Source organism: Planococcus sp. YIM B11945 (assembly GCF_050864155.1).
In the GTDB taxonomy this organism is placed as follows: domain Bacteria; phylum Bacillota; class Bacilli; order Bacillales_A; family Planococcaceae; genus Planococcus.
This window is the reverse complement of sequence record NZ_JBOZWR010000006.1, coordinates 1-24,329: the sequence shown is the minus strand read 5'-3', so window position 1 is coordinate 24,329 and position 24,329 is coordinate 1. Positions and strand designations below refer to the sequence as shown.

The window sequence follows — 24,329 nt, the reverse complement described above, 5'->3', positions numbered from 1 at the left end:
TATATCGTTAGGGGAATTTAATCGAAAAAGAAAGGTTGGGGAACATGGAAACAAAACTGTCGGTCAAAGAAGTTCCTTCGTTTTTAAGATGGAAAGACTCCCTTTTGGATTTGCGCTATCGCTTTGATTCAAATACTGCCGATTACACAGTGACTCGCCTTTTTGACCCAGAACTTGAAGAACAATTAGAACGCTTCGGAATTATGGACGTTCATGCCGCTAAACAGCATTACTCCGCTGAAATCGAACAAGCCCAGCGAACGGTTTATTACCACCGGATTGCCAATATCATGTTTTTGTTCTTACTCATTTTATTGCCAAGCGTTGCACTTTATTTTTTCCAAGATGATTTAGTCGCATTAGTGTTCGCCATCCTTTTTTCCCTGCTCATGTTTTTCCTTGTAGAATGCTACAACCAAGCTTATTTAAATAAATTCCAGCAGCAGCTGAAAAACGAACTTGGCCTCGAACAAAAAGTCCAGGAGGCTTCTATTCCTTTTCAAGAAGACGAAGTCCGTATACAGGGAACATATGCAACTGTCAAAAAACCGGATTTGCCGCCCATCACTGATGCCAATTTCACAAAAGGAGCTGACAATCAGATTCTTTTCCGGCTAAAAGACAACTCTATCGTCCCCCATATCGAAATAAGAGCATAAAAAAAAGAGGCAGCCCAGCCAGGCTGCCTCTTTTTCTTCCATATAAAAAGGCCAAGGGGATGGTCACCTCGGCTTTGTAGCTGGTGGTGCTTATTTCAAGATTTTGATTGTGATGTTTTTGCGGCCCCAGTCAAGAGCTGCATCTTTTGACGGAATAAATACATCAATTTTGTTGCCTTTGATTGCTCCGCCAGTATCGCCTGCGATTGCTTCTCCGTAACCTTCAACCCAAACTTTTGAACCCAATGGAATGACAGTTGGATCTACTGCAATGACTTTTTGGCTTGGATCTGCAATAAGATCTTGCCCTGTGGCTGTAATTCCTGAACATCCTGCACAATATGCAGTATACGCTGTTGCCGATACAGTCATTTCTTTACCGGACTGAGGAGCTGCTGCTTGTTCAACTTTAGCAGGTGCTGCTGCAGATTTTGTTTCTGCTGGCGCTGGCGCTGATGATTCGACCGGAGTTGGAACCGAGATCGGTGATCCGCCGCTTACGACCAGTTTATCACCTGGATAAATCAAGTGGCCCGTAATTCCGTTCCAGCTTAGCAATGCATCTAGTGAGATATTGTTGGCATTCGCAATTTTATATAACGTGTCGCCGTTCTCCACTATGTACATAGACTTTTCCGTAACTTGTTCTTTCTTTTCACCGGCTTCGACTGAAATCTCTTGGCTAGGGTAAATTAAATCGGATGATAAGTCGTTCCACCCTTTTAGTTTTTCTACTGAAACGTTCTGCGCTTGGGAAATGCTCCAAAGCGTATCACCGGATTCTACTGTATAAGATGTATTAGCGCTGGCTTGGCTCGCTAGTCCTACGCTTAATGCTGCTACTGCTGTTAGTGTGACAATTTGTTTTTTCATAAAAATGAAATTCCTCCTTTTCACTGACAAGATGAATCATAACACCTCTATATTTCAACAGCATGACAGAACGACAGATATAAAATCACAATTACGTTACGTCAAAGTAGCTAATATTACAAGATGTAATATACTTGGAAATCATTTGATTCGGAATTAAATAAATCCATTTTTCTTTTAAGAGATTTCTAATTTTAGGAAAGGAAGTAAAAAAACAACATAAAAAAAGGGCCTTGCGTTTTTGCAAGAACCCTTTTGGCTTATTTAAATACACTCGTGCTGTGAAGCGGCTGGATTTTGGATTTGGGATCAAGGTAAGCTTTTGCGTTATTGATTGCTGTTGGGGCTTCCCCAAAGCCCACCGCAATCAATTTCACTTTTCCTTCATACGTTGCAATGTCTCCTGCTGCGTAAATGCCTTCAATGTTCGTTTCCATTTTAGAATTAACGATAACGGCATTTTTCTCCATTTCAAGGCCCCACTCTTTAATTGGGCCAAGCGATGTTATATTTCCATAATTAACGATGACGTGATCAGCTTCAAGGCGTTCTTCGTTTCCTTCTTTGTCGATCAAAACCAATTCACGCAACTGGCCATTTTCACCGACCAATTCTTTGACGCCGTATGGTTTTTTCACTTCCACTTTCGACTGCATTAAAACATCGATGTTGGCTTCATGAGCTGTCATTTTTTCTCGGCGGTGGCTAAGTGTCACATGGCCGGCTACATCTTCCAGCATCATCGCCCAGTCAACTGCAGAATCTCCGCCGCCAAGAACGACCACTTTTTTGCCATGGAACATTGTTAAATCTTTTACTCCATAGTGCAGCGTTTTGCCTTCAAACGGTTCCGATCCTTCTACCCCGATTTTACGCGGCTGGAATGCACCAACACCGGCCGTCAGTAAAATGGCTCTTGTGTAATGCAGACCTTTATCGGTTTTAATGACAAAATAATCGTCATTTTTTTCAAAATCCGCTACTGTTTCTTCTAAACAGATTGTCGGATCGCCGTAATTTGCTTGCACCACTAAATTATCAACCAAATCCTTCGCCAATACTTTCGTGAATCCACCAACGTCGTAAATAAACTTATCGGGGTACAGTTCAGTCAACTGGCCGCCAAGCTGTGGCAGGCTGTCTAAAATTTTCACTTTCATCTTGCGCATACCGCCGTAAAAAGAAGCAAACAAGCCGGTCGGGCCAGCTCCGATAATCGTAATATCAAAAACTTCGCGTTCTTCCATTTCTAACACTCCTAAATTTTCATCAATACCTATATCCTAACACAATTCCCTCAAGTTCACGCCATTGGACTTATGACTGAAACTGAAAAAGAAAAATTCGGATAATTTTCATTAAAACCCTTCATACTGGCGTTTCTTTAGGTACACTAAGGATATTATATAGCCAGAAAGGATGAATCGCATGGATTTAGCTTTATCAGAAAAAGTGGTAGTGGTGATGGCTTCAAGCAAAGGGTTGGGCAAAGCAACAGCACTTGAATTCGCAAAAGAGCAAGCAATTGTTATCATTTCCAGCCGCAATGCTGAAGCGCTTGAACAAACCAAGGAGAAAATTATTCAGCAAACCGGCAATCCAAATATCCATAGCCGCGTCTGTGATATGGCGAAAGAACAAGACATCTCCTCCCTGTTTCAATTTGTCATTGACCGATTCGGGCGCGTCGATGTCTTGATCAACAATACAGGTGGACCGAAAGCCGGCGGTTTCAATGATATAGAAGACAATGACTGGATGGCTGCTTTTGAACGCAACTTGCTCAGTTATATCCGAACGTCTCGTGCCGTCTTGCCGTACATGAAAAAACAGCAGCACGGGCGCATCATCAACATCGCCTCTTCTTCCATAAAAGAAGTGATCGATGGCTTGATCTTATCCAATACGTTCCGCGCGGGCATGGTCGGCTTTTCCAAAACCTTAGCCCGTGAAGTTGCCGCGGACAATATTTTGATCAATACGATTGGACCCGGCCGCATTGCGACTGATCGGGTGGCGGAACTCAACCAGGACAAGGCTAATAGACAGCAAGTGCCGATCGAAGAAATCGTTGAAAAAAGCAAATCCGAAATTTCAGCCGGCCGCTTCGGAGACCCCGAGGAATTTGCTAAAATTGTGGTGTTTTTAGCTTCTTCAGCCAATTCTTATATGACCGGCCAATCACTCGTGGTTGACGGCGGCTTGTTGAAAGCGTTGTAAGCACCTTAACATTATACAGGCAAGCAAAAAATCGATATACTGGAAACTGAACCTACGAAAAGGAGATGTTGTTTACATGGCTAAAAAAGGACATATTCATATGGAAAACGGCGAAAAAATCGAATTCGATCTTTTCCCGAATGAAGCACCAAACACAGTTGCAAACTTTGAGGAATTAGCGAACTCCGGTTTCTATGACGGCGTTACATTCCACCGCGTTATTCCTGGTTTCGTTTCCCAAGGCGGAGACCCAACTGGAACAGGCGCTGGCGGCAGCGGCAAAACAATCAAATGCGAAACTCAAGGCAACCCGCATAAACACCAAGCAGGAAGCCTTTCAATGGCGCATGCCGGCAAAGACACTGGCTCTAGCCAATTCTTTGTTGTCCATGAACCACAGCCACACCTTGATGGCGTCCACACCGTTTTCGGACAAGTGACTTCAGGGCTTGAAACAGCTAAAGCAATGAAAAACGGCGACAAAATGACAAAAGTCCACGTTTTCGACGCAGAATAAGCATGAAAAAAACCGGCTTGTAAAATCCAAGCCGGTTTTTTTATGGTATTTTTTCAAGAAACACGAAATCGTCATTATTAAAGCTAAAATAATCTTCCTTCTCGATTAATCAATGTATTTTTTTAGGATTTCATCGTATTCGCCACTATCTTGAAGTTCTTTTAGCCCAGTATTTATTTTCTCAAGCAATTCTTTATTTTGTCCTTTCAATACTGCGATTCCGTACTGGTCTTTAGTCAAACGCTCGCCAATTGTTTTCAATTCTAAATCCCTTTTGGTAATTGCATAAGAAATCACTGGATAATCTTCCAGTAAAACATCTGCATGGCCTTTTGTAACCTCTAGGAACATAGATGGGCTATCTTCGAAATCAGCAATTCTGTAGCCGTATTCTTCTTGGTTGTCACGAGCAAATTTTGATCCTGTAGTTCCGTTTTTGACAGCGATCACTTTTCCGTCCAAATCCTCCAAAGAAGCAACTTCTGTATTATCCGCGTTGGCTACCATGGTCAAACCTGCATCAAAATATGGTTCAGAGAAATCCAAAATTTCTTTTCTTTCATCTGTAATGCTTATTCCGGCAATAGCCAAGTCCAATTCGCCAGCTTCTAATGCGGGGATGATTCCAACAAAATCCATTGGCCGCAATTCGATATCCAAGTCTTGGCTTTCAGCAATTGCATTGATAATGTCAACATCAATTCCTGTATATTCGCCTCCTACTTGAAATTCAAACGGCGGGTAAGTTGTATCAATCCCTACCATATACGCTCCGCCTCCGTTGCCGCCTCCCGTTTCTCCTGTCCCTTCGTCTGCTTTGTCTCCACCTCCTTGCATCTGGTTTTGTCCGCTCTCTGGTCCGCAAGCAACTACAATTAGAATCAGGGTCAAAAGCAGCAATAAGAAACTGAACTTTTTCACCTTTCTCACCCCTTGCAGTTAACTACCCTTCGTTAAATATAACATAATTTTCAGATTATAATAGTTTTTTGCTACAAAAAAATTAGTTGATGCCGATTTTGCCTATTCTTGCTTCATGTCCTTTTAGGCAATTGCAAGGACTATCAATCTTTTCTGCCAAATCACCCGCATCTTATCAAAACCGTAAAAAAGGGGTTGTCCCATAACTACAAAATATAAAACCGGCAAAGAAAAGGATTACTTTTCTTTGCCGGTTTATAAGTTAGCTGACGGGAATGGAAGCGGCGAAAACCATGTGCTCCTGTCTCTGCATCGCTTCGCTAGCTTCGAGACATGAAAGAGCGTTGCATCGCTTCGCTGCTTCGTCGCAAAGAAACGACTGAACTCTCTTCGGTCGATTCTTTCCTGCGGGAGCAGTGATGGAGCAAAGCGACAGAGCGACAGTGCCGAAATCCACTCGGGCGTTTCGCCCAAGTTAGTTCGGAGCAAGCCCGCGGAAAGCGTACGCTGGAATGGGCGTCAGCCACTTTTGGGACAGCCACTTTTACAATACTTTGCTCAAGAACAATTTCGTTCGGTCATGCTGCGGGTTGCCGAACAATTCGGACGGGACATTTTCTTCTACAATAAAGCCTCCGTCGATAAACATGACACGGTCGCCCACTTCGCGGGCAAAGCCCATTTCGTGAGTTACGATGACCATCGTCATCCCTTCGATCGCTAACTGCTTCATGACATCCAATACGTCTCCAACCATTTCTGGATCGAGTGCAGAAGTCGGCTCATCAAACAACATGATTTTCGGATCCATTGCAAGGGCACGGGCAATGGCGACACGCTGCTTTTGTCCACCTGACAATTCACCCGGATAAGCATGTGCTTTTTCCCGCAAACCGACTTTATCGAGCAATTCATATGCTTTTTCCGTAATCGCTTTTTTATCGGTTTTCTTTAACTTCATTGGAGCTAATGTGACGTTTTCCAAAACGGACATATGTGGAAACAGATTGAATTGCTGGAACACCATGCCAACATCTTGGCGGACTTGGTTGATATCCACTTTCGGGTCTGTAATATCCGTTCCTTCAATATACACATGGCCTCCAGTAATTTCTTCCAGACGGTTTAGGCAGCGCAAAAACGTACTTTTTCCGGAACCTGAAGGACCAATAACGCAAACCACTTCTTTTTCTTCTACAACAGTGCTGATGTCTTTTAACACTTCGATTGGGCCAAAGGATTTTTTTAAGTTTTCTACTCTGATCATAGTCATCGCAATACAAACTTCCTTTCTACAAAACTCGCTAATGTGGAGAGCAAGTAAATGACAATAAAGTAGATGATCCCTAAGGTTAAGTAAATCGTGAACGCTTCAAATGTCGCGTTCGCTTGAATACGGCCTTCTTGGGTCAAATCCGCAATTCCGATAACCGATAACAAGGATGTATCTTTCAAAGAAATGATGGCTTGGTTCGTAATGGTCGGCAACATGCGGCGGAAAGCTTGCGGCAAAATGATATGGCGCATGTTTTGAGTTGCATTCAATCCGAGCGACCGGGCTGCCTCTGTCTGGCCTTTGTCAATGGATTGGATACCGGCTCGGATAATTTCCGAGAAGTAGGCACCGGCATTGATGGCTACAGTAACAATCCCCGCCGTCGTGTTTTCCATTGAGAAAAATCCAAGTGAGTTTAAACCAAAATAGATAAAGAACAATTGAACGATGAATGGTGTTCCGCGAATCGCATCGACAAAAAACTTGGAAATCCAGTTCAGGATTTTTAATGGCGCTAAACGCATCAAAGCTACAATCAAACCAATAATAAACCCTAATATAATGGCTATGATAAAAATGTAAAGCGTAACTTGCAGCCCTTCTAAAAGATAGGGCATGGCATTCATGATCGTCTCCATTTCATCTCTCCTTTACAATAAAAATGCAGCGCGCATCAGCGCGCTGCAATCTGTTTCTTATTCCCCAATATACTTGTTAATGATTTCATCGTATTCGCCGCTATCGCGCAGCTCTTGAAGACCTTTGTTGATTTTTTCAAGCACATCAGCGTTTTCGCCTTTTAACACAGCAATTCCGTACTGGTCCCCAGTCAAACGCTCGCCAACTGTTTTCAGATCCAAACCACTTTGAGCAATTGCATAAGCGATTACCGGATAGTCTTCCAACAATACATCCGCATTGCCGTTTGAAACTTCTTGGAACATTGAAGGGCTGTCTTCGAATTGTGCTACTTCATAACCGTATTTGCCTTCGTTTGCACGAGCAAATTCAGCACCGGTTGTTCCGCTCTTAACGGCAACTGTCTTGCCTTTTAAATCATCAAGTGTTGTGATATCGTTGTTGTCTTTGCTGACCACAAGAGATAAACCTGCATCAAAATACGGATCTGAGAAATCAACGACCTTTTTACGCTCGTCAGTGATGCTCATCCCCGCAATCGCGATGTCCAACTGGTTTGCTTGCAAAGCTGGAATGATTCCGCCAAAGTCCATTGGGTTGAATTCGATTTTAAATCCCTGGTTTTTAGCAATCGCGTTGATGATTTCAATATCAATACCTGCGTATTCGCCGTTTTCTTCAAATTCGAACGGTGGATAAGTTGTATCAATTCCTACTTTGTATGTTTTGTCTTCGCCGCCTTCGCCTGATGACGAGTCGCTTCCCCCTGAACCACAAGCTGCCGCGATAACCATGACAGCCATTAACAATGCTACTAAACTAAGCTTCTTCATTTCTTTTCCCCCTTGATTTTTACTAAGCAATTCTAGGTATACTATATCACAATGTTCTTTAAACAAAAATGCTATAACAGAAATAAATAGGAAGTTTAACTAGCTTTCAAACTTTTTGATCCTGTCTGTTTGCGATTTCCCTTTTTCTCCTCAGCCTCATAAAAATCCGCAAATTATGAATCAATGTCTTCAAAACAGCATAAAGCGGAATAGCAATTAATAGCCCAATAAAACCGTAAAGAGCTGCAGAAACCAACAACAATAAGATAATAGTCAATGGATGGATGTTTAGTCGGCTGCCCATAATATTGGGAGTTACCAAATTACCTTCGAGCTGCTGGACTATCAAAAGCACCACTAGCACTTTTAACGCCATAAAAGGCTCTGGGCTGATCAATCCAACAAACAGGGCAGGCACAACACCGATCATCGGACCCAAAAATGGAACAATATTAAGAAACATAGCGAATACCGCCAGCGTCAATGCATAATCAAGTCCAATAATTTCATATCCTATATACATTAAGACACCTACCACCACTGCTACAATAACTTGGCTTACTATATAAGTAGAGAGTGCTCGGTCTGCGTCTTTCAACACTTTCTTTCCTTCTGGCCGTCGATCTTCTGGGAGGTACTTCATCAAGTGAGGAATCAGCTTTTCATCATCTCTCAACAGAAAGAATAAAATAAACGGAACAATAATTAAAACGAGAGCCACATTCATGACCATTGAAACGATTCCCATAATATTTTCCATTAATCCATCTGATAAATTTTCAACATAATTAAGAACTTCATTTTTTAACTCTGGCCCTGAAATACCGCCAAAGTGCAATGTGGAAAGGACATCATTTGATTCTTCCGTTACTTCCTCTACTTTTTCAGGTGCAAGTTCTGCCAAACTTTCAACTTGTGTTTTCATTAGAGGACCGAAGTAATAGATTAATGTGGCAATAGTGAGAACCATAAGCGAAAACACAGTAACAATTCCTGCAAGTTTAGACATGTAGCGCATCAGCACTCGGAGGATGGGGCGAATTATGTAATACAAAAGGCCAGCAATTAAAAGCGGCGCAAATATTGATGTAATGATAATCTTAAAAGGCAACCAGAGGTAATCGATTCTTCCTAAAAAAAAGATAATAATAACAATAAGCAAGATACCGGTTGTATATTCAAAAAAAGGTTTCTTTATCCACATTTCTTCCTCTTCCCTCTATTCTTCTTTCCATGTTAAAAATCAGCATAAAAAAGCGGAAGCACGGACAAGCATTGCTTCCACTGTTTTTATATTGCTTATTTATCTTCTTCCAATTCGCGCATTTCTCTATGAGTTTGCGGAAAACCATTCGCTTGCCATTCGTCGCGGTATGCCGAGTCGAGCTGCGTCAACCCTTGTTCTGCAGGATCCACGTCTGCATCCGGGCTTTCAAGCTTGTCGACTTCTTGGCTGTTGCGCATGTCTTTGTCATCCGCCACTTCTACTTTGTTCTTTTCTTTGACTGCTTTAAAAACAAAATATCCTGTAGCTGCAGCCAAGACACTGCCTATCATGGTATTCATCGTTGAATTCTTCATCTAATCCCTCCGAATAAAAACTTATTTGCTGTTCTCTCTCTACTTATATACCCTATTTCTTTTGTTTTAATTACAGAAATTAAAAAATTCATATTCCGTTAGCTTTTTAGTTGCTGCAGCGCCTTTTCTTCTGCTGGAATCCGGACAAGCAGGAGCAGCAAAGCATTGGCAATGGTAAAAAACACCGCCGTCCTCCAAGCTCCGAATACGAGCGGCAGCGTTAAGATTTCCAGCGCCACTACGATGTAATTGGGATGCGGCAGCCATCGGTATGGACCGCTCGCTATTTTTCGGGCTCCAGGCAGCACAAGAATTTTCGTGTTCCAAAAACGCCCCAATGAAGCCAGCGCCCAAACGCGAAGAATTTGCGCAATGACAAAAGCCACAAAAAACACCATCCAAAACGGACCTTTTGCTCCATCCAAGTAAAGAACTTCCGCCAACAATGAGATGAAAAAAAGGACATGAAGCAAAACAATCCATTTGTAATGAGATGCTCCGGCTTCAATTGCACCTTGTGCTTTCATGTACCGTTCATTTGACTTTGCATACAGAACTTCCAAGAGCCTCTGCAAAATAACGAAACAAAAGACGATGTAAAAAAACGTCATGGCCTCACTTCTCCCCATTCCAGCCAAAGCATCTCTGAACTGAACCCTGGCCCAAGAGCTGTCAAAAGCCCTTCTTCTCCTCTTTCCGGCCGTTTTTCCATGAATTCCTTTAAGACATACAAAACCGTTGGAGAAGACATGTTTCCGTAGCGGGCCAATACGTTTCTCGAGATATCTGTTTTTTCATTGGACATGCCGAGCGATTTTTCATACGCCGTCAACACTTTTTTGCCGCCGGGATGGGCGACAAAGTGAATAATATCCGACGACGTTTTTCCGATTTTTTCTAAAAAGAGATCGACGTTCGGCTTCAGCCATTTTTCGATGATTTTCGGTATATCTCGGGAAAACACGACGTGAAGCCCTTCGTCTTTGACGTCCCAGCCCATGACATCTTCAGAATCCTGCATCAATGTTGACTGCGTATCTTTAATAAAAAAGCCGCTTCCCGCTGTTTGGTCTTTTTCACCCGTCACAAGCGCACAAGCTGCTCCGTCTGCAAACAAAGACGTTCCAATCAAATTGCTTTTGGACGTATCCGAACGCTGGAACGTCAAACTGCATAGCTCGATGCACAAGACAATCACTTTGGCTTCTGGGTAGGCTCGGCAATAATCGTGGGCTCGGCTTATTCCAGAAGCGCCTCCTGCGCACCCAAGGCCCCAAAGCGGAATGCGTTTAATGTGCGGAGGAAGCCGAAGTTCATTCATGATTCGGGCATCAATAGTTGGCGTCGACATACCGGAACTTGAGACGAAAATAAAGGCATCGATTTCTTCTTTTTTAACACCGGATTCTTCCAAACATTTTAAAACAGCCTGGCTTCCCATGCGCACAGATTCTTCCACATACAGCCGGTTTTTCTCTTCCAACCCTCGCTCTTTTTCAAACCAGTCAAGAGGGGCGGCAAAATAGCGGCCCTCGATTTGTCCATTGCCGAAGACCCGCAGCAATCGTTCAATATCGTCATACTGACCGCCGAACAGGCTTCTGACGACACCCACTATTTCTTTTTGATCCACATAATGTGGAGCGTTTTCAATGGCTACATGACGAATAAATGACATCAGCTTTCCTCCTTTTCCCCTCTGGGTGAAAAAAGCCATCCTTTCGGAAGGACGGCTTGCTTTTGCGGCATGCTCTCGCCGCAATCATTTTGTTTATTTTGTCCTTAAGGCCGCATTTCATGTATCCAAACCGTTTCTCCAAAAATACCCTTCCAGCAAAATGGCTAAACGTTCACGTTTTATCCGTTTTCAGCTGCTCAACCACTTTAAGGGCGACGCCCCGTGCAGATGCAGGATTTTGCCCGGTGATGATTTTTCCGGACTTGACGACACAAGCTCCAAATGGCACGGACGCAAATTTAAACAGAACCCCCTGGTCCCGCATGGCTTGTTCCAATGAAAAAGGCACGTGCTTGTACAATCCCATCACTTTTTCTTCACGGTCTGTAAATCCCGTTACGATGTGGCCCGATAACAGCGGCCGCTCTCCCGCTAAATGGACGTTCAACAATCCGCTTGGCCCGTGGCACACCGCTGACACGATGCCTCCGTTGTCGAAAATGGTTCGAGTCAGCTTTTGCAGCTCGGCGTTCTCCGGAAAATCTTCCATCGTCCCGTGTCCGCCTGTAAAATAAATGGCGCCATATTCTTTGCCATTTACTTCACTGGGCACCAGCGGTTTTTTCAGACGGTCCATCAAGCGGTCGTCCATATAATATTGGCGGGTTTTCTTGTCCGATAAAACCGCAAGCAGACTTCTCGGATCAATTGGCACCCGGGCCGGAGCAGGACTAACAATATCAACATCAAACTCATCTTTTACTTCATGATAGAAATCCGTCAATTCCCTCAGCCAAAGACCTGTCTTTTTCTTTCGTTTCCCCAACGCCGCTTGATTGGTTACCACGATTAAAATTTTTTTCATGCCAAACTCCTTTCGACCGGATGCGTCCTGTTTTTCTCCGTATTCCCTTTGAACACAAATTTAGTCCTGGCCCCCAAAAATCAACCGTCAAGCTAACATATCAGATTATGCACCAAGCTCCGGCGATCAGTTGACGGCCACTTTTTCCAAAAGCGCAGCCAAATTTTCCCGGAAATTCTCGTTGTCTTCAAGGCGGCGCTTTTTCGGGCCTTTTAACCGCCCACCGCCTTGCCGGATTTTTTTGGCTATGTGGCGCCCATGGAGCAATTGATCGATATTTTCTGCGGAATAGATTCGTCCGTTTTGATCAATCGGATAGCCTTGCTTCGCCAACACCATGGCCGCCAAGCCATAATCCTGCGTCACGACCACATCGCCTTTAGCCACCCGGTTCACCAATACAAAGTCTACGGCATCGGCTCCTTTTGAAACGGTTACCGTTTCTGCCCCTTCCCGCTGCATTTCATGGGAAGTGTCGCACAATAAAATAACAGGAAGCTCAAATTGTTTTGCCGTTGCTATTGTCAAGTCCACAACTGGACAGCCATCTGCGTCAATTAGCACCTTCACGTTTATCCTTCCTTCCCAGCCATCAGTTGATCCACTAATCTTTCTGCGGCCCGCTTATACAAATTGCTTGTATGGACAAGCGACGCAATAAGCAGCACTTGTTCAAATTCTCCCATATGTTCCATACCTGCCGCTTTTTGTGCCGCACTTTTTTCTTGCCTGCTTAACTCTTCGGCAAATGCGTCGCCATTTCCTTGTTGAAGGCTCAAGTAACTCGTATAAAAGGGCTCTAGATTCAATTCCTGCTGCTCTGCTTTTTTATTGATCCCTTCAAGAACTTTCTTGACGTCGTTGATTGAGAGCACGCTTTTCATTTGATAAATCAACGAGATTAGCATGATGTGATTGCGGGAATATTTTTTATTGTGCAAGGGGTAAAACAGTTTTCCTTTTGCATAATTATTGATCATCGTTTTCGTTAAAATTTTTTCCCCTTCGCTGCGCTTTGATTCTGCAAAACTGGTTTCAAACAATTGGATCACTTGGTCAATATATAAATCAATTTTCGGAATATCTTCCAGCTGCACTTGATTGTGGAGAGCCAACTCTTCAATCAGCGGATTTTTTTCTGTCATCATGCATCACCTTTGCCGTTTATAGTTGCTTTCCATTTTACCTTATCATTCAAAATCCACCAAACTTGACCTCAGAATTAAATACCTATATTATTTTAAGTAGTTTTAAAAACTACATGGAGCAAGGAGCCTTTTCATATGAACACTTATATTCGAGAACCTTTTAATGCTTTATCCCATTTAGCCGGCGCCATTCTTTCGTTCATTGCCTTTTGCGCAATGATTTTAAAAGCCGCTTATGCAAATGCGCCTGCACTTCATGTGGCATCTGTCATGATTTTCGGCATCAGCTTAATGTGCCTGTACATGGCTTCGGCTGTTTACCACAGCGCCATGGCAAGCCCTGAAACGATTGCGTTTTTGCGGAAGCTGGACCATTCCATGATTTTCGCTTTAATAGCGGGCTCATATGCGCCTTTTTGCTTGATCGCACTGGATGGAAAACTTGGTTGGACTTTGTTTGCGGTAGTTGCCATCATCGGATTGAGCGGTATTTTCTTTAAAATGGTGTGGTTCCATTCCCCACGCTGGCTGTCGACCGCCCTTTATATCGCCATGGGCTGGATCATCATTTTCGCCATTGTTCCGTTAGCCAACAGTTTGTCGCTGAACGGACTGCTGCTGTTAATTGCAGGCGGCTTGTTTTACACGATTGGCGGCATTATTTACGGCATAAAGCCGAATGTTTGGGCTTTTAAGAAACTTGGATTCCATGAAATTTTTCATGTCTTCATCTTGCTTGGCAGTTTGTGCCACTTTTTAGCCGTTTACTTTTATGTTCTTTAAATAAAAAGAAGGTCCAACCGCGTATCGCATGCGTTTGGACCTTCTTTTTTTAACTTTCCTGCGTTTCCAAGGCACGCATCAAGTTGGCGTGAATTTTGATGTCTTTGAAGCTGATGCCAAGCGTGATGGCAGTTTGGGCAATTTCAGGGCGGATTCCCGACAGCACCGATTGCACGCCAATAATTTTCAGCGACGTCATCAACTGGAACAATTGCTGGGCAACCATCGTATCGATAATCGCCACAGCCGATAAATCAATGAACAGTGTATGCAGTTTTTGTTTGACGCTTTGTTCAAGCGCCGTTTCTAAAATAACTTTGGCCCGGTGCGTATCGATATCGCCGACAAGCGGCAAAATGCCGACGCCAGTTTTAATTGGGATCACCGGACTGCTTAATTCGTTGATCATTTCCTGCTGGCTCTTCAATACTTGCTGGTTGACTTCAAAATGGTGGACTGCAAAGCTCTCAATGATGTAGTCAAAGGCATAGTTTGTCGCTTCGCTCCATCGCAAAGCATCGTCGCTTGTTGCGCTTTCCACTTTTTTGAAAAACTTTTTCACATAGCTCCAGTATATTTGGCGGAAAATGCGAAGCTGCGCAATAAAATCATGAAGCGGCACCGCTTGCTGTACACGCGCTTCCGCTATTGTTGCCACCCAATTGTCGATATAGCTTATGTATTCTTCCCGCTCCTGGACAAACGCCAAGGAAATTGCATCAACCAAGTTGCTGTTCTGCTGCCGCAACTGCTCTTCTGTTTTTGATGAAGCGTTTATTGAATAAGTGGACCCATCCGCTTTCTTGCGTGTACTGAGCCATTCTTCTGTCATTTCGCATTTATTTTCTAGCATGAACTCGTATAACTGTTGGCTGATTTGCCCCATGACACGGATTTCCCCTTTTTTGTATTGTACTTTTATAGTATAAGAAACAATTTGATTTATCCATTCAAAACTAAAATCTTCGTTTTTAAAAAGCCAAAAGGCATCCCACATTAGGGATGCCTCTCTAGTTAATGAACTGCAGTTTTGTGTTTAGTCATGATCCACAGATAATAGAAAATAATGGCGACCACGACAAGGGCAAGCGTTAAATACAAGTTTGAATAACCATTCACCAAGACGGCAATTGCACCCAGTGAAACCGACCCGATTGCCATTCCGCTGTCGTAAAAAGCAAAGAAGGTGCCCGTTGCGTAGCCGCTTCTGTGCTTGTCGGCTGCTTGTATCGCCAAAGTTTGAAAACTCGGCAAAAGCGTGCCGTAGCCGAGCCCTACTAATGCGCCCGAAAGCAGCAGCATCCATGAAGAATGGGTAAAGCTAAGCGAAATGAGGCCGATGGCAAAGATAATGCACGATGGAATGATAACGATGTTCGGCCCACGCATATCGAACAAGCGGCCGGAAAATGGCCGGACGAGCAGCATCGCTACCGCGTATACTACAAAGAAAAAGCTCGCGGTTTTAATCAAGCCAAGTGAAGTTGCATAAACGGAGATAAATGTGATGATGCTGGCATAGACAAATGAAACAAGAAAACCGACGCTGGCAATCGGCATCGACCGGGTTTCCAGGAAATCGCTGAAAGCCAATTTGCGTTTCCCTACTTTCGCAGCAGGCGTTTCTTCTAATTGTACCCATAGCGCACAAATAAATCCGATAATCATAATGATGCCGAAAACCACGAAAATAGTTTGATAAGAAGCATAAGGCTGAAGCGTCAATGCCAAAAACGGTCCGGCGACAACCGCCAAATTCATCGCAATGCCGTAATAGCCCAAGCCTTCGCCGCGGCGTTCCGGCGGAATAATGTCTGCTGCAATTGCCCCGGCAACTGTCGTCACCAAGCTAAACCAAATGCCATGGAAAAAGCGCAGCGCCAATAGCATTGAAAAATCGGTGACGAATATGTAAAGCACCGTACTGAGCGCAAACATCAGTACACCAAGAATCAAAATTTTGCGTTTCCCGTATTTTTCGAGAATCAGGCCTGCGAAAAATCGCATGATAATGGCTGACACTAAGAAAATCGAAACTGCCAGTCCTCCGTCCGTCGCAGTTCCACCTAACCCTTCGCTATCCAATACGTAAATAGGGATGAACGTCAGCAGTGCATAAAACACAGCAAAAATAAAAAAAGAACTTAACGATATATTGATGAAACTCTTTGTCCAAATGGGTCTTTTCTCAGTCATTCCTTACATCCTTTTCTGTCTGTTCTGTTCCAATTTTCTTCATCAACGAGATCAACAACTGCTGTTCATCGTCGCTCAGGCGGGACAGCAAAGTTTCTTCAAGTGCGATTACCCGTTTTTCGATTTCCGGCACTATTTTTTCGGCGCGTTCTGAAAGCTGGACGATGCGTTCGCGTTTGTCTGCCCCTTCTCTCCGGACAATCCACTCACTTTGTTCGAGCCGTGTAAGAGTCCTGGTCACGGTCGGCGCTTCCACATTCAAATACTGCCAAATCTCTTTTTGGGTCATCGAACCAAATTGCTTTAAGCAAAAAAGGATGGACCATTGTGAGCTGAATAAATCAAAGTCCTTCAACACCTCGTTGACTTCTTTGACCGACAGCCGCGATTTCTGATGAATCTCATGAAACAATAAATTTTGCATAAACATCTCTTTCTGAATTTATTTACCTAAGTAAGTATATATTTTTACTTGCCTCAAGTAAAGTTTTATTTCGAAAGCCAAAACAAAAAGCCTTTTCTAAAAACTAGAAAAGACTTTTCATTCGAACTTATATAAGAATGCCCCGCTGCTTCGCTTCAAATAGCAATTCATCGCGGAAGTTTGGATGGGCAATGGCAATCAGCCGCTTGGCGCGTTCCGCTAAAGAGACGCCGTGCAATCGGGCGATGCCGTACTCGGTTACGATGTTGTCGACATCGTTTTTCCCAGTGGTCACGACTGATCCGGGAGCCAAATCGATCTTGATGCGGGAAATCGCATCGTTTTTCGCAGTGGATTGCATGCAGATATAGCCTTTGCCGTTTTCTGCAAAACGCACACCTCGGGCGAAATCGATTTGGCCGCCGCTTGAAGAGTAGTATTTGCCGCCGACTGTTTCAGAAGCGCATTGGCCAAACAAATCTACTTCTGTTGTAGCGTTGATGGATACAATGTTTTTCTCTTTGGCAATTTCGCGCGGGTCGTTGACAATGCTGACCGGCAAAAATTCCACGGCCGGGTTGTTGTCGATAAAATCGTATAATTTTTGTGAACCGTAGGCAAACGTTGCGATGATTTTGCCTGGATGCGTGAATTTCTGGGTGCCGTCCACCGCTCCTGCATTTACCAAGTCCACAATGCCATCCGGCAGCATTTCGGTATGGATGCCAAGATGCCGGTGATTTTTCAGCATGCCGATCACCGCATTCGGAACAGAACCGATCCCAATTTGCAGCGTATCGCCATTTTGGATATCCGCAGTAACGGATTCCGCGATGCGAATGTCTTTTTCCGCAATGATTGAAGCTTTTTCTTCCGTAAGAGTGGCGTTGTGTTCCACATATCCGGCAATTTGGCTGACATGGATTTGGTTGCTGCCATATGTTCTTGGCATTTGGTTGTTTACTTCAAGAATAAAGGGAACTTTGCCGATAAATTCAGAAACGTAATCGGCTTGCGTGCCAAGCGTAAAATAGCCGTGCTCATCCATCGGAGAAGCAACCGTCATAATCATCGACATGTTCGTCACTTTTTGCAAGAGCCTCGGCATTTCATGAAAATTATTCGGAACAAGGTCAATTTTTGCTTGTTGGTAGACTTTTCTCGTGGCTCCGCTTAAAAAATACGAGATATGTTTTAATTGTTCAAACTCCCCCAATATGTAAGGGCGTGGGCGCAGTGCCAACATTTGATGAATCGTTACGCCGCTTAGCTGTTCTGCATTTTCTTCCAATATATCGAGCAGACGGATGGGTTCTCCGTTTGCAATCGGAACGATGATATCCGCACCTTGATCGATCAAGCCGATCACTTCTTGTGGATTTAGTTTTTTCGTCATTCGGTTCACACTCCTGGCTTTGCTTATCTCGTTAAATTCTATCATAATTCCAGCTGTTTTCCCGTTTCGGTACTTTCCGGGCTATTTCGTATTTTCTTCAAAACGAAAGACCGTCATTTCTTATGACGGCCGCGTTTGCTGATGCTGTAAATAACTCCACCGATGCCAAAAGCCACTAACAAGCCCCAAATCACCAGCAACAGAACAGAGCCGCTTCCTGCTGCTTCTTGAGAATTGGCGTACCACTGCAAAGCAAAAAAAGCCAAGCTCACTGCAGCGATCAAACTGAAATAAATGATGCGTCCTTTAAAGCTGAAATTCTTCATTGAAAAAACTCCTTTAGACTGAGTTCTTCGTCAACGTTCTGGATTCCACACGAACTTTTGTCCATACAAGCGTAAACAGCAAAAACAATTCAAATGCGTTGGTGGCTGCCGCACTCTCCACTGGAATCGGAACAGCACTGCCGATGGTCATCACCACAGCTCCAATCAGCATCCACTTCCAACTTGTTTTTCGCCACAGCACAATGCTTGCAAAAATAAGGGCGAGCGTCACCAATAAAACCATGATTGGCGGCCCGCTTGCGGGTTCTGCAGACACGTAGCGCAAAGCTCCGTACTCATTGGCGGATGTTAACCAGAGCTGCGCGGTTTCCAGTGCAATCTCGATAACAATCAGCGCCGCCGTATAAAGGAGCACGCCTATAATAACGACTTTCTTCTTTGCCCATGCTACGCCAGCATGATGCAACACAGCCCAAGAAAACAAGGCCAGCGGCGGCGTCAATAAGGCATGACTCCAAAAACGCGGCAAACTCAATCCTTTAAGCAACGCCCCTTCTCCGACAAAACGGCCGATTGCAATGATGAAATTGTCGTATATAAGGCCGATCACGACCAAGAAAACAACCGACATCCAGCTCCAGTTCTTTTGGCGCCTTATTCCCCAAGCCATAAGCACAATGTAAGCCGCCCCAAAGAAAAAATAAAGAATGGTATCCATAATGGCTCCTTCCATCTTCTTTCCTGTTACTTCTTATCATTCACTATTGAGGGAAGGTTTAAACACGGGCAAGTTTGCCGCCATTTTTTATTTGATTACAAATCGGGTCTGGCTGTAGCCTTCTTTGGATTTTTTCACTTCCAAAATGGCCGGGATTGCCGATTTTAATTCCTGCACATGCGAAATGACGCCAATCATCCGTCCCGATTTTTGCAAATCGATCAAGGTTTCAATGGATTTATTGAGTGATTCTTCGTCAAGCGACCCGAAGCCTTCATCGATGAACATCGTATCGATCGACACGTTGCCTTGGAAGCTTTGAATAACATCCGCCATGCCTAGGGCTAAACAAAGGGATGCGTTAAACTTCTCGCCGCCTGATAAGGTTTTGACGTCGCGCGTCTGCCCGGTATAAGAATCGTAGACATCGAGGCCCAATCCGCTTTGCTTGCCGCGGGCTTCTTGGCGGTCGCTGCGGATCAAGTAAAACTGGCCATTCGACAACTCCCTCAAACGCTCATTGGCAGAATGAATGATTTGCTCCAAATACTCGATTTGCAAATAGCGTTCGAAGGATATTTTCAAAGGGTTTTGGCCGCGAATCATGTCGTGCAAATCGGCAATGCGGTTCATTTTTTGTTCTTCTTCCCCTGCTTTTTTTGCGGCGCGAACAATTCTATCAATCAGCAAAACAGCATTTTGCTGAAATTCTTTTGAATGGTTCAGCTGGGACAGCGAGTGTTCGTAACGCCCCTTTAGCTCTGCTAATTCGGTTTCGAGCAGATGGGAATCGGTTTGTTCCCGGCCCACCAAAAGAGTTTCCAGTTCTTCAACTTGTTCGGCTAAGGTATGGCGGCTTTGCTTGTAAACTGAAACTTCTTCTTTTAAAGCCGTTTGCTTTGCTTGCGCAAGTTTTGCTTGCCGGTACGTTTCTTCCGACTCAAACTTGGATGTTTTCAAGGCATCTGCAAATTGCTGATGCGATTGTTCTTTTTTAACGGAAGTTTCTTTGGCTGTGTCTTCCGCATGCTGCAGCGTAACAGCAGCTTTCGCTATTTTTTCTTTAGCAGTTTGGAGCTGCTGTTGGACAGCCGTCCACTTTTGTTCAAGCACGTCTTTTTGTGCAGCGATTTCACGGATTTTCGCTTCCAATACTGCGAGCACGCGAACTTCTTCTGGAATCGAGTTGAGTTGCTGTTGGTAAACAGCTGTGGCTGTTTCAAAAGCTGAAGCTTGCTGCTGCCATTTCCGTGCAGCTTCAGTTTTGTTTTGTTCCAATTGATCGACTTGTTTTGACAGCTGGCTGTGTTTGTCTTTTAACGTGCGCAGTTTTTGTTTGTCTTGCTGCAATTTTTCTACGGTTTTTTGCAATTCGCTTCGGCCGGCATCGAGTTCTTCAAATAGCTGTCCGACCTGGTCCGTTGCTAGGCCCGATTCTATTGCCGCTTGGTTTTTTTGCACGACTTGATCCAGTAGCGCATTTTGCTTGGCCGATGCATCGCGGAACTGGCTATCCACTTCATCCAGTTTGGATTTTTTTGCGTCCAATTGTTCTTTTGAAACGCCTGACGAATGCGATCCACCGGTTTTATGCGGATGTTCCAAACTTCCGCATACCGGGCACGCTTCGCCATCATGCAATTGCTCCGCCAGAACACGTGCTTGATCGGCAAACCAAGCTTCTTGCAAGCTCGTGTAATCTTCGAATGCGGCATTATAGGCGGCTTCTTTTAGCCGCTTTTCAGCCTCTTGTTTTTCCAGACTTTTTTGGGCGGCGACCAGTTCTTTTAACATGCGGCATTGGTCTTTCAATTCCGCTAACCGTGCATTTTTTTCATCAAACGCTTCAACCACTTGTTCGAGGATATCAATTTCTGTTTTAAGCGTACTTAATGCCTGCTTTTCGGCCTGCCATTTTTCTTCAACCGCAGTCGATTGAACTTCCGCTTGTTTAGCGGTCGTTTGCAGCCGCTTGAGTTCAGCATTTTTTCCGTCTAATTCTTGGACTGCAGGCAACTGATTTTGCAAAGCTATTAATTGGCTGTGCAGCTGTTCGCGTTCATCGCGGCGCATTTCCTCTGCTGAAAATTCGGCTTCCGCTTGTTTCAGTTGGATATTGGCAGCTTCGTGGTTGTCATGTGCTTGTTTTAACAGTGCTAATTTTTGTGCTTCATTCGATTTCAGTTCGTTGTAGAAATTCTCAATGCTTTCGATAAGGCTGGCGCGTTCTGCGTTTTTTAACTGTTCTTCTTTTGCTTCAAAAACCGGCAATTGGGCAGTCAATTCCTCAAGCCTGCGCCCTTTAGCGGCAAGGTCAGCAAACCGCTCATTCCACTGCTTCGCTTCATGGAACAACGCCTGTTTCTCAGCATGTGCACGATAGGCAGCTTTATATGTTTCATCGTCTTGTTTGATTTTTTCTTGGTAATACAATGCTTCCTGCTTTAGCCCTTCCACTACTTGATGGACATTCTGATAGTCCCGCGCCAGCAATTCAAAAATAGCCGACTCGCGTTCTGGCAATGAACTTTCGATGCTTCGGATGTGGCTTTTCAAAATCTGCTCTTCCAATTGATGCGCTTTTGCCGCTTCATCTTTTTTTTGCTTGAGGCGTTCGCTGATCATTTTATACGGTTCCGTTTTAAAAATCTTGCGGAGAATTTCTTCTTTATTATCCGTTTCCGATGTCAACAGTTTGCGGAATTCGCCTTGCGGCAGCATGACGATCTGGCTAAACTGGTTTTGCGTCAAGCCAATGATTTCTTCTACACGGCGGTTGATCTCCGAAACAATTTGGCGTTCGACGCATGGTTTTTCACCGTCTCCACTTTTTTCGAAAAACTCGTAGCGTTCGCCTGTAGCGCTTTTATTGCCTTTTTTCACGTGCCCCATTTGGCGCAAAATCCGGTACACCTTATTATGTATCTCGAATTCCATTTCCACGCACGTGTGTGTGGCATCGTCCGCAAAATCACTGCGCAAAATGCGCGGTTCGCTGCGGTCGGAACCGCTTGCCGAACCATAGAGCGCAAAACAAATGCCGTCGAATATTGTCGTTTTCCCGGAACCAGTGCTGCCCGAAATGACGAATAGCTGATTGCCTTGCAAATCGGCAAAATTGATTTCTTCGGTTTGCTTGTATGGCCCAAATGCCGTCAGTTTTAATTTTAAGGGTCTCATGCTTTTACCCCTTCTTTCTCTTCGGTTTCTTCACGCAAAAATTCCTGCAAAACGTCTTTGAAGATTGCTTCGGTTTCAGGCGATGCCGCTTCGCCTTTCACTTCTTCATAAAAGGCGTTAAATAAAGACAGCGAATCCATTTTTCGACGAGACCCGGTTTCACCTTGTGTGCTCGCACTGGCAAAACTTTTGCGCTCGACATGCATCGCATTCGGGTACACGGAACGGACTTTTTCCATCGGGAACAAAATCGGGGCGTCGTCAAGCAAAGTCACGAAAACAAAATCCTCGCTGAGTTCGTGGCGCAAAATTTCATCCATCGTCCCTTCCACTCTCCGCATATTGCGGTTTGGCGCAAACACGCGTTTTTCCACTGAAACCTTGCCGTCTTCATTCATTTCGACCACATGAAATCCTTTTTGGTGCATTTCCTCAGAAATCGAATATTTGAGCGGAGATCCCGCATAGCGGATCGTTTCGTTCAAGACGTAATGCGCTTTGTGCAAATGCCCAAGCGCCGTGTAATGAAACCCTTCGAAATGGCGGGCATCTACGTGTTCCGCTCCGCCGATCGACAGCGGCCGTTCTGAATCGCTGGTGTTGTCCTCTTGTTCCCCGTAAGGCGTCACAAACGCATGCCCGACAAATACATGGCGCGCTTCCGGAGCCAGTGATTTTTTTATGTTCTCAACGATGGCTTTTGTCGCATCGTCGTGCGAACGGATTTCCGGATCTTCAAGCGCATAGCGCACCAATGAAGGATCTGTATAAGGAACCAAATGAAAATGGACTTCGCCATGTTCATCGCGCAATATCACCGGTTCGTGTTCTTTCTGGACGTGGCCAGCAATGTGGATGCCGTTCATTTTCATGACCCGGCTGCCAAAATTCAAGCGCCCGGGGCTGTCGTGGTTCCCTGCGACCGCAAGGACAGGCGTCTTTAATTCCAAGACGATTTTAGCCAACACTTCATCGAGCAAATTGACCGCATCCGTCGGAGGCACTGCCCGGTCGTACAAATCTCCTGCAATAATGACCGCATCCGGCCGTTCTTCTTCTATGGCAGCGATCAATTGATTTAAGACAAAGCGCTGTTCATCAGTCATGTAAACCCCTTGGATCAGCTTGCCTAAATGCCAGTCGGCAGTATGGAAAAATTTCATGGATTTTGCTCCTTTCGGCTTCAAAAAAGAATATATGTTCGTTCCATTATACACGAAATCTCCTGGCTTGTTTCCTTTAAATTTATAGGTTATAATAAGAACAAACGTTCTATTAAGGGAGTGAAAATCATGAAAGCACAGATTCTAAAAGCATTCAAATACCAGCAGCTGGTTGATATGATGTACATGGCGAACGACGGTTCAATCAGCAAACGCCGCATTAAAATTTTAAAAGTCAGCGGAGATACGTTTCAAGCCTACTGCTTTCTCCGGAACAAAAAACGCACGTTCAAAATGGAAAATGTGCTTTCATTGATTCCGGTAACACGAAAAGAGCGCTTGATCATCTAACCATCCCTCAATTATGCTAAACTGAAAGAAATGGGTTTTGGAGGAATGGATCATGCGATTAACCGTTTATTTGGCTGGTGAAATTCATAGTTCATGGCGCGGGGAACTCAAGAAAAAGGCGTTGGCATTACGGCTTCCCATTGATTTTGTTGGACCTATGGAAGACCATGAGCGCTCAGACCATATCGGAGAAGAAATTCTAGGCAAACAGCCGAATGCCGTTGCTAAAGACTTAACGGCATCTAGCTTCAACAACTTGCGGACCGGCGTGCTGCTCAACAAAGCCGATCTCGTCATCGCTCTTTTCGGCGAACAGTACAAGCAATGGAACACGGCGATGGATGCGAGTGCAGCAATCGCTTCCGGCAAACCGGTGATCATCATCCGGCCCGAAAAGCTCCACCATCCGTTAAAAGAACTTTCCCGAAAAGCCAGCGCCACTGTCGAAACAGTCGATCAAGCATTAAAAGCATTGTCGTATATTTTTGAATAACGAACGAAAGAGCGGCCACAGAAGTCATGGAACTGACTTTCGGGGCCGTTCTTTCATTTTCCAGGTTATTTTGCCGAGCGTGCGTTTTTTCTCGCGAGCGTGCGTTTTTTCTCGCGAGCGTGAGTTAT

At 44.4% G+C, this 24,329-nt stretch carries 27 protein-coding genes; 6 read left to right on the top strand and 21 right to left on the bottom strand.

Annotated elements, in window-relative coordinates:
* Window positions 1-44: 44 nt before the first annotated feature.
* The gene (locus ACRRQV_RS12625) at window positions 45-659 is read left to right on the top strand and encodes a hypothetical protein (protein ID WP_432531389.1); all 615 of its coding nucleotides are present in this window, start codon (window positions 45-47) and stop codon (window positions 657-659) included.
* Between the two features lie 90 nt (window positions 660-749).
* On the opposite strand, the gene ACRRQV_RS12620 is transcribed toward ACRRQV_RS12625, so the two are convergent.
* Together ACRRQV_RS12620 and ACRRQV_RS12615 are read right to left on the bottom strand one after the other, a co-directional pair.
* A complete protein-coding gene (locus ACRRQV_RS12620) occupies window positions 750-1,532 on the bottom strand; it encodes a LysM peptidoglycan-binding domain-containing protein (protein ID WP_432531387.1) in 783 nt (260 codons plus the stop codon).
* A 260-nt stretch (window positions 1,533-1,792) separates the two neighbouring features.
* The gene (locus tag ACRRQV_RS12615) at window positions 1,793-2,779 is read right to left on the bottom strand and encodes an NAD(P)/FAD-dependent oxidoreductase (protein WP_432531385.1); all 987 of its coding nucleotides are present in this window, start codon (window positions 2,777-2,779) and stop codon (window positions 1,793-1,795) included.
* Window positions 2,780-2,960: 181 nt separating this feature from the next.
* Here ACRRQV_RS12615 and ACRRQV_RS12610 point away from each other — a divergent pair, with 181 nt between their 5' ends.
* Together ACRRQV_RS12610 and ACRRQV_RS12605 are read left to right on the top strand one after the other, a co-directional pair.
* Window positions 2,961-3,752 carry an SDR family oxidoreductase gene (locus ACRRQV_RS12610; RefSeq protein WP_432531383.1) on the top strand — a complete coding sequence of 264 codons (792 nt, stop codon included), beginning with the start codon at window positions 2,961-2,963 and terminating at the stop codon, window positions 3,750-3,752.
* A gap of 76 nt (window positions 3,753-3,828) precedes the next feature.
* Window positions 3,829-4,269 (top strand): peptidylprolyl isomerase, encoded by a 441-nt coding sequence (locus ACRRQV_RS12605; protein WP_432531381.1) that lies wholly within the window; start codon window positions 3,829-3,831, stop codon window positions 4,267-4,269.
* Between the two features lie 105 nt (window positions 4,270-4,374).
* On the opposite strand, the gene ACRRQV_RS12600 is transcribed toward ACRRQV_RS12605, so the two are convergent.
* The 11 genes from ACRRQV_RS12600 to ACRRQV_RS12550 all read right to left on the bottom strand — a co-directional run bounded on the left by ACRRQV_RS12600 (window position 4,375) and on the right by ACRRQV_RS12550 (window position 13,207).
* Entirely contained in the window at window positions 4,375-5,190 is an 816-nt protein-coding gene (locus tag ACRRQV_RS12600) for a transporter substrate-binding domain-containing protein (RefSeq protein ID WP_432531379.1), read from the bottom strand.
* 544 nt (window positions 5,191-5,734) lie between these two features.
* Window positions 5,735-6,463 (bottom strand): amino acid ABC transporter ATP-binding protein, encoded by a 729-nt coding sequence (locus ACRRQV_RS12595; protein ID WP_432531377.1) that lies wholly within the window; start codon window positions 6,461-6,463, stop codon window positions 5,735-5,737.
* Window positions 6,460-7,104 (bottom strand): amino acid ABC transporter permease, encoded by a 645-nt coding sequence (locus ACRRQV_RS12590; protein ID WP_432531374.1) that lies wholly within the window; start codon window positions 7,102-7,104, stop codon window positions 6,460-6,462. The genes ACRRQV_RS12595 and ACRRQV_RS12590 overlap by 4 nt, the downstream gene beginning before the upstream one ends.
* 57 nt (window positions 7,105-7,161) lie before the next feature.
* Window positions 7,162-7,938, bottom strand: a complete 777-nt coding sequence (locus ACRRQV_RS12585; protein WP_432531371.1) for a transporter substrate-binding domain-containing protein — start codon at window positions 7,936-7,938, stop codon at window positions 7,162-7,164.
* A 106-nt stretch (window positions 7,939-8,044) separates the two neighbouring features.
* On the bottom strand, window positions 8,045-9,142 hold the full coding sequence (locus tag ACRRQV_RS12580; protein ID WP_432531369.1) for an AI-2E family transporter: 1,098 nt from the start codon (window positions 9,140-9,142) through the stop codon (window positions 8,045-8,047).
* A 95-nt stretch (window positions 9,143-9,237) separates the two neighbouring features.
* Window positions 9,238-9,519 (bottom strand): hypothetical protein, encoded by a 282-nt coding sequence (locus tag ACRRQV_RS12575; protein WP_432531367.1) that lies wholly within the window; start codon window positions 9,517-9,519, stop codon window positions 9,238-9,240.
* A 98-nt stretch (window positions 9,520-9,617) separates the two neighbouring features.
* Window positions 9,618-10,130 carry an isoprenylcysteine carboxyl methyltransferase family protein gene (locus ACRRQV_RS12570; RefSeq protein WP_432531365.1) on the bottom strand — a complete coding sequence of 171 codons (513 nt, stop codon included), beginning with the start codon at window positions 10,128-10,130 and terminating at the stop codon, window positions 9,618-9,620.
* Window positions 10,127-11,197, bottom strand: coding sequence for a type III polyketide synthase (locus ACRRQV_RS12565; protein ID WP_432531363.1), 1,071 nt, complete (start codon window positions 11,195-11,197; stop codon window positions 10,127-10,129). Before ACRRQV_RS12565 ends, ACRRQV_RS12570 begins: the two co-directional genes overlap by 4 nt.
* 172 nt (window positions 11,198-11,369) lie before the next feature.
* Window positions 11,370-12,062 carry a type 1 glutamine amidotransferase domain-containing protein gene (locus ACRRQV_RS12560; RefSeq protein ID WP_432531360.1) on the bottom strand — a complete coding sequence of 231 codons (693 nt, stop codon included), beginning with the start codon at window positions 12,060-12,062 and terminating at the stop codon, window positions 11,370-11,372.
* 126 nt (window positions 12,063-12,188) lie between these two features.
* Window positions 12,189-12,638 (bottom strand): YaiI/YqxD family protein, encoded by a 450-nt coding sequence (locus ACRRQV_RS12555; protein WP_432531714.1) that lies wholly within the window; start codon window positions 12,636-12,638, stop codon window positions 12,189-12,191.
* Complete coding sequence (locus tag ACRRQV_RS12550) at window positions 12,635-13,207, bottom strand: DUF1836 domain-containing protein (RefSeq protein ID WP_432531712.1); 573 nt, start codon at window positions 13,205-13,207, stop codon at window positions 12,635-12,637. Before ACRRQV_RS12550 ends, ACRRQV_RS12555 begins: the two co-directional genes overlap by 4 nt.
* A gap of 138 nt (window positions 13,208-13,345) precedes the next feature.
* On the opposite strand from ACRRQV_RS12550, the gene trhA reads away from it, so the two are divergent.
* Window positions 13,346-13,993, top strand: coding sequence for a PAQR family membrane homeostasis protein TrhA (gene trhA, locus ACRRQV_RS12545; protein WP_432531358.1), 648 nt, complete (start codon window positions 13,346-13,348; stop codon window positions 13,991-13,993).
* 49 nt (window positions 13,994-14,042) lie between these two features.
* Here the strand turns inward: trhA and ACRRQV_RS12540 are convergent, their stop codons facing one another.
* The 8 genes from ACRRQV_RS12540 to ACRRQV_RS12505 all read right to left on the bottom strand — a co-directional run bounded on the left by ACRRQV_RS12540 (window position 14,043) and on the right by ACRRQV_RS12505 (window position 23,357).
* The gene (locus ACRRQV_RS12540) at window positions 14,043-14,990 is read right to left on the bottom strand and encodes an STAS domain-containing protein (RefSeq protein ID WP_432531355.1); all 948 of its coding nucleotides are present in this window, start codon (window positions 14,988-14,990) and stop codon (window positions 14,043-14,045) included.
* A 17-nt stretch (window positions 14,991-15,007) separates the two neighbouring features.
* Entirely contained in the window at window positions 15,008-16,189 is a 1,182-nt protein-coding gene (locus tag ACRRQV_RS12535; RefSeq protein ID WP_432531353.1) for an MFS transporter, read from the bottom strand.
* Window positions 16,182-16,613 carry a MarR family winged helix-turn-helix transcriptional regulator gene (locus ACRRQV_RS12530; RefSeq protein WP_432531351.1) on the bottom strand — a complete coding sequence of 144 codons (432 nt, stop codon included), beginning with the start codon at window positions 16,611-16,613 and terminating at the stop codon, window positions 16,182-16,184. The genes ACRRQV_RS12535 and ACRRQV_RS12530 overlap by 8 nt, the downstream gene beginning before the upstream one ends.
* A gap of 127 nt (window positions 16,614-16,740) precedes the next feature.
* Complete coding sequence (locus tag ACRRQV_RS12525) at window positions 16,741-18,009, bottom strand: acetyl-CoA hydrolase/transferase family protein (protein ID WP_432531349.1); 1,269 nt, start codon at window positions 18,007-18,009, stop codon at window positions 16,741-16,743.
* Window positions 18,010-18,122: 113 nt separating this feature from the next.
* Window positions 18,123-18,335 carry a hypothetical protein gene (locus ACRRQV_RS12520; RefSeq protein ID WP_432531347.1) on the bottom strand — a complete coding sequence of 71 codons (213 nt, stop codon included), beginning with the start codon at window positions 18,333-18,335 and terminating at the stop codon, window positions 18,123-18,125.
* Window positions 18,336-18,348: 13 nt separating this feature from the next.
* Window positions 18,349-19,014 carry a hypothetical protein gene (locus ACRRQV_RS12515; RefSeq protein WP_432531345.1) on the bottom strand — a complete coding sequence of 222 codons (666 nt, stop codon included), beginning with the start codon at window positions 19,012-19,014 and terminating at the stop codon, window positions 18,349-18,351.
* Window positions 19,015-19,101: 87 nt separating this feature from the next.
* Window positions 19,102-22,194 (bottom strand): AAA family ATPase, encoded by a 3,093-nt coding sequence (locus tag ACRRQV_RS12510; protein WP_432531343.1) that lies wholly within the window; start codon window positions 22,192-22,194, stop codon window positions 19,102-19,104.
* Window positions 22,191-23,357 (bottom strand): exonuclease SbcCD subunit D, encoded by a 1,167-nt coding sequence (locus tag ACRRQV_RS12505; protein ID WP_432531341.1) that lies wholly within the window; start codon window positions 23,355-23,357, stop codon window positions 22,191-22,193. Before ACRRQV_RS12505 ends, ACRRQV_RS12510 begins: the two co-directional genes overlap by 4 nt.
* Before the next feature lie 129 nt (window positions 23,358-23,486).
* Between ACRRQV_RS12505 and ACRRQV_RS12500 the strand changes: the two genes are divergently transcribed.
* Entirely contained in the window at window positions 23,487-23,708 is a 222-nt protein-coding gene (locus tag ACRRQV_RS12500) for a transcriptional regulator (RefSeq protein WP_432531338.1), read from the top strand.
* A gap of 52 nt (window positions 23,709-23,760) precedes the next feature.
* Window positions 23,761-24,201 carry a YtoQ family protein gene (locus ACRRQV_RS12495; protein ID WP_432531336.1) on the top strand — a complete coding sequence of 147 codons (441 nt, stop codon included), beginning with the start codon at window positions 23,761-23,763 and terminating at the stop codon, window positions 24,199-24,201.
* Window positions 24,202-24,329: the final 128 nt, after the last annotated feature.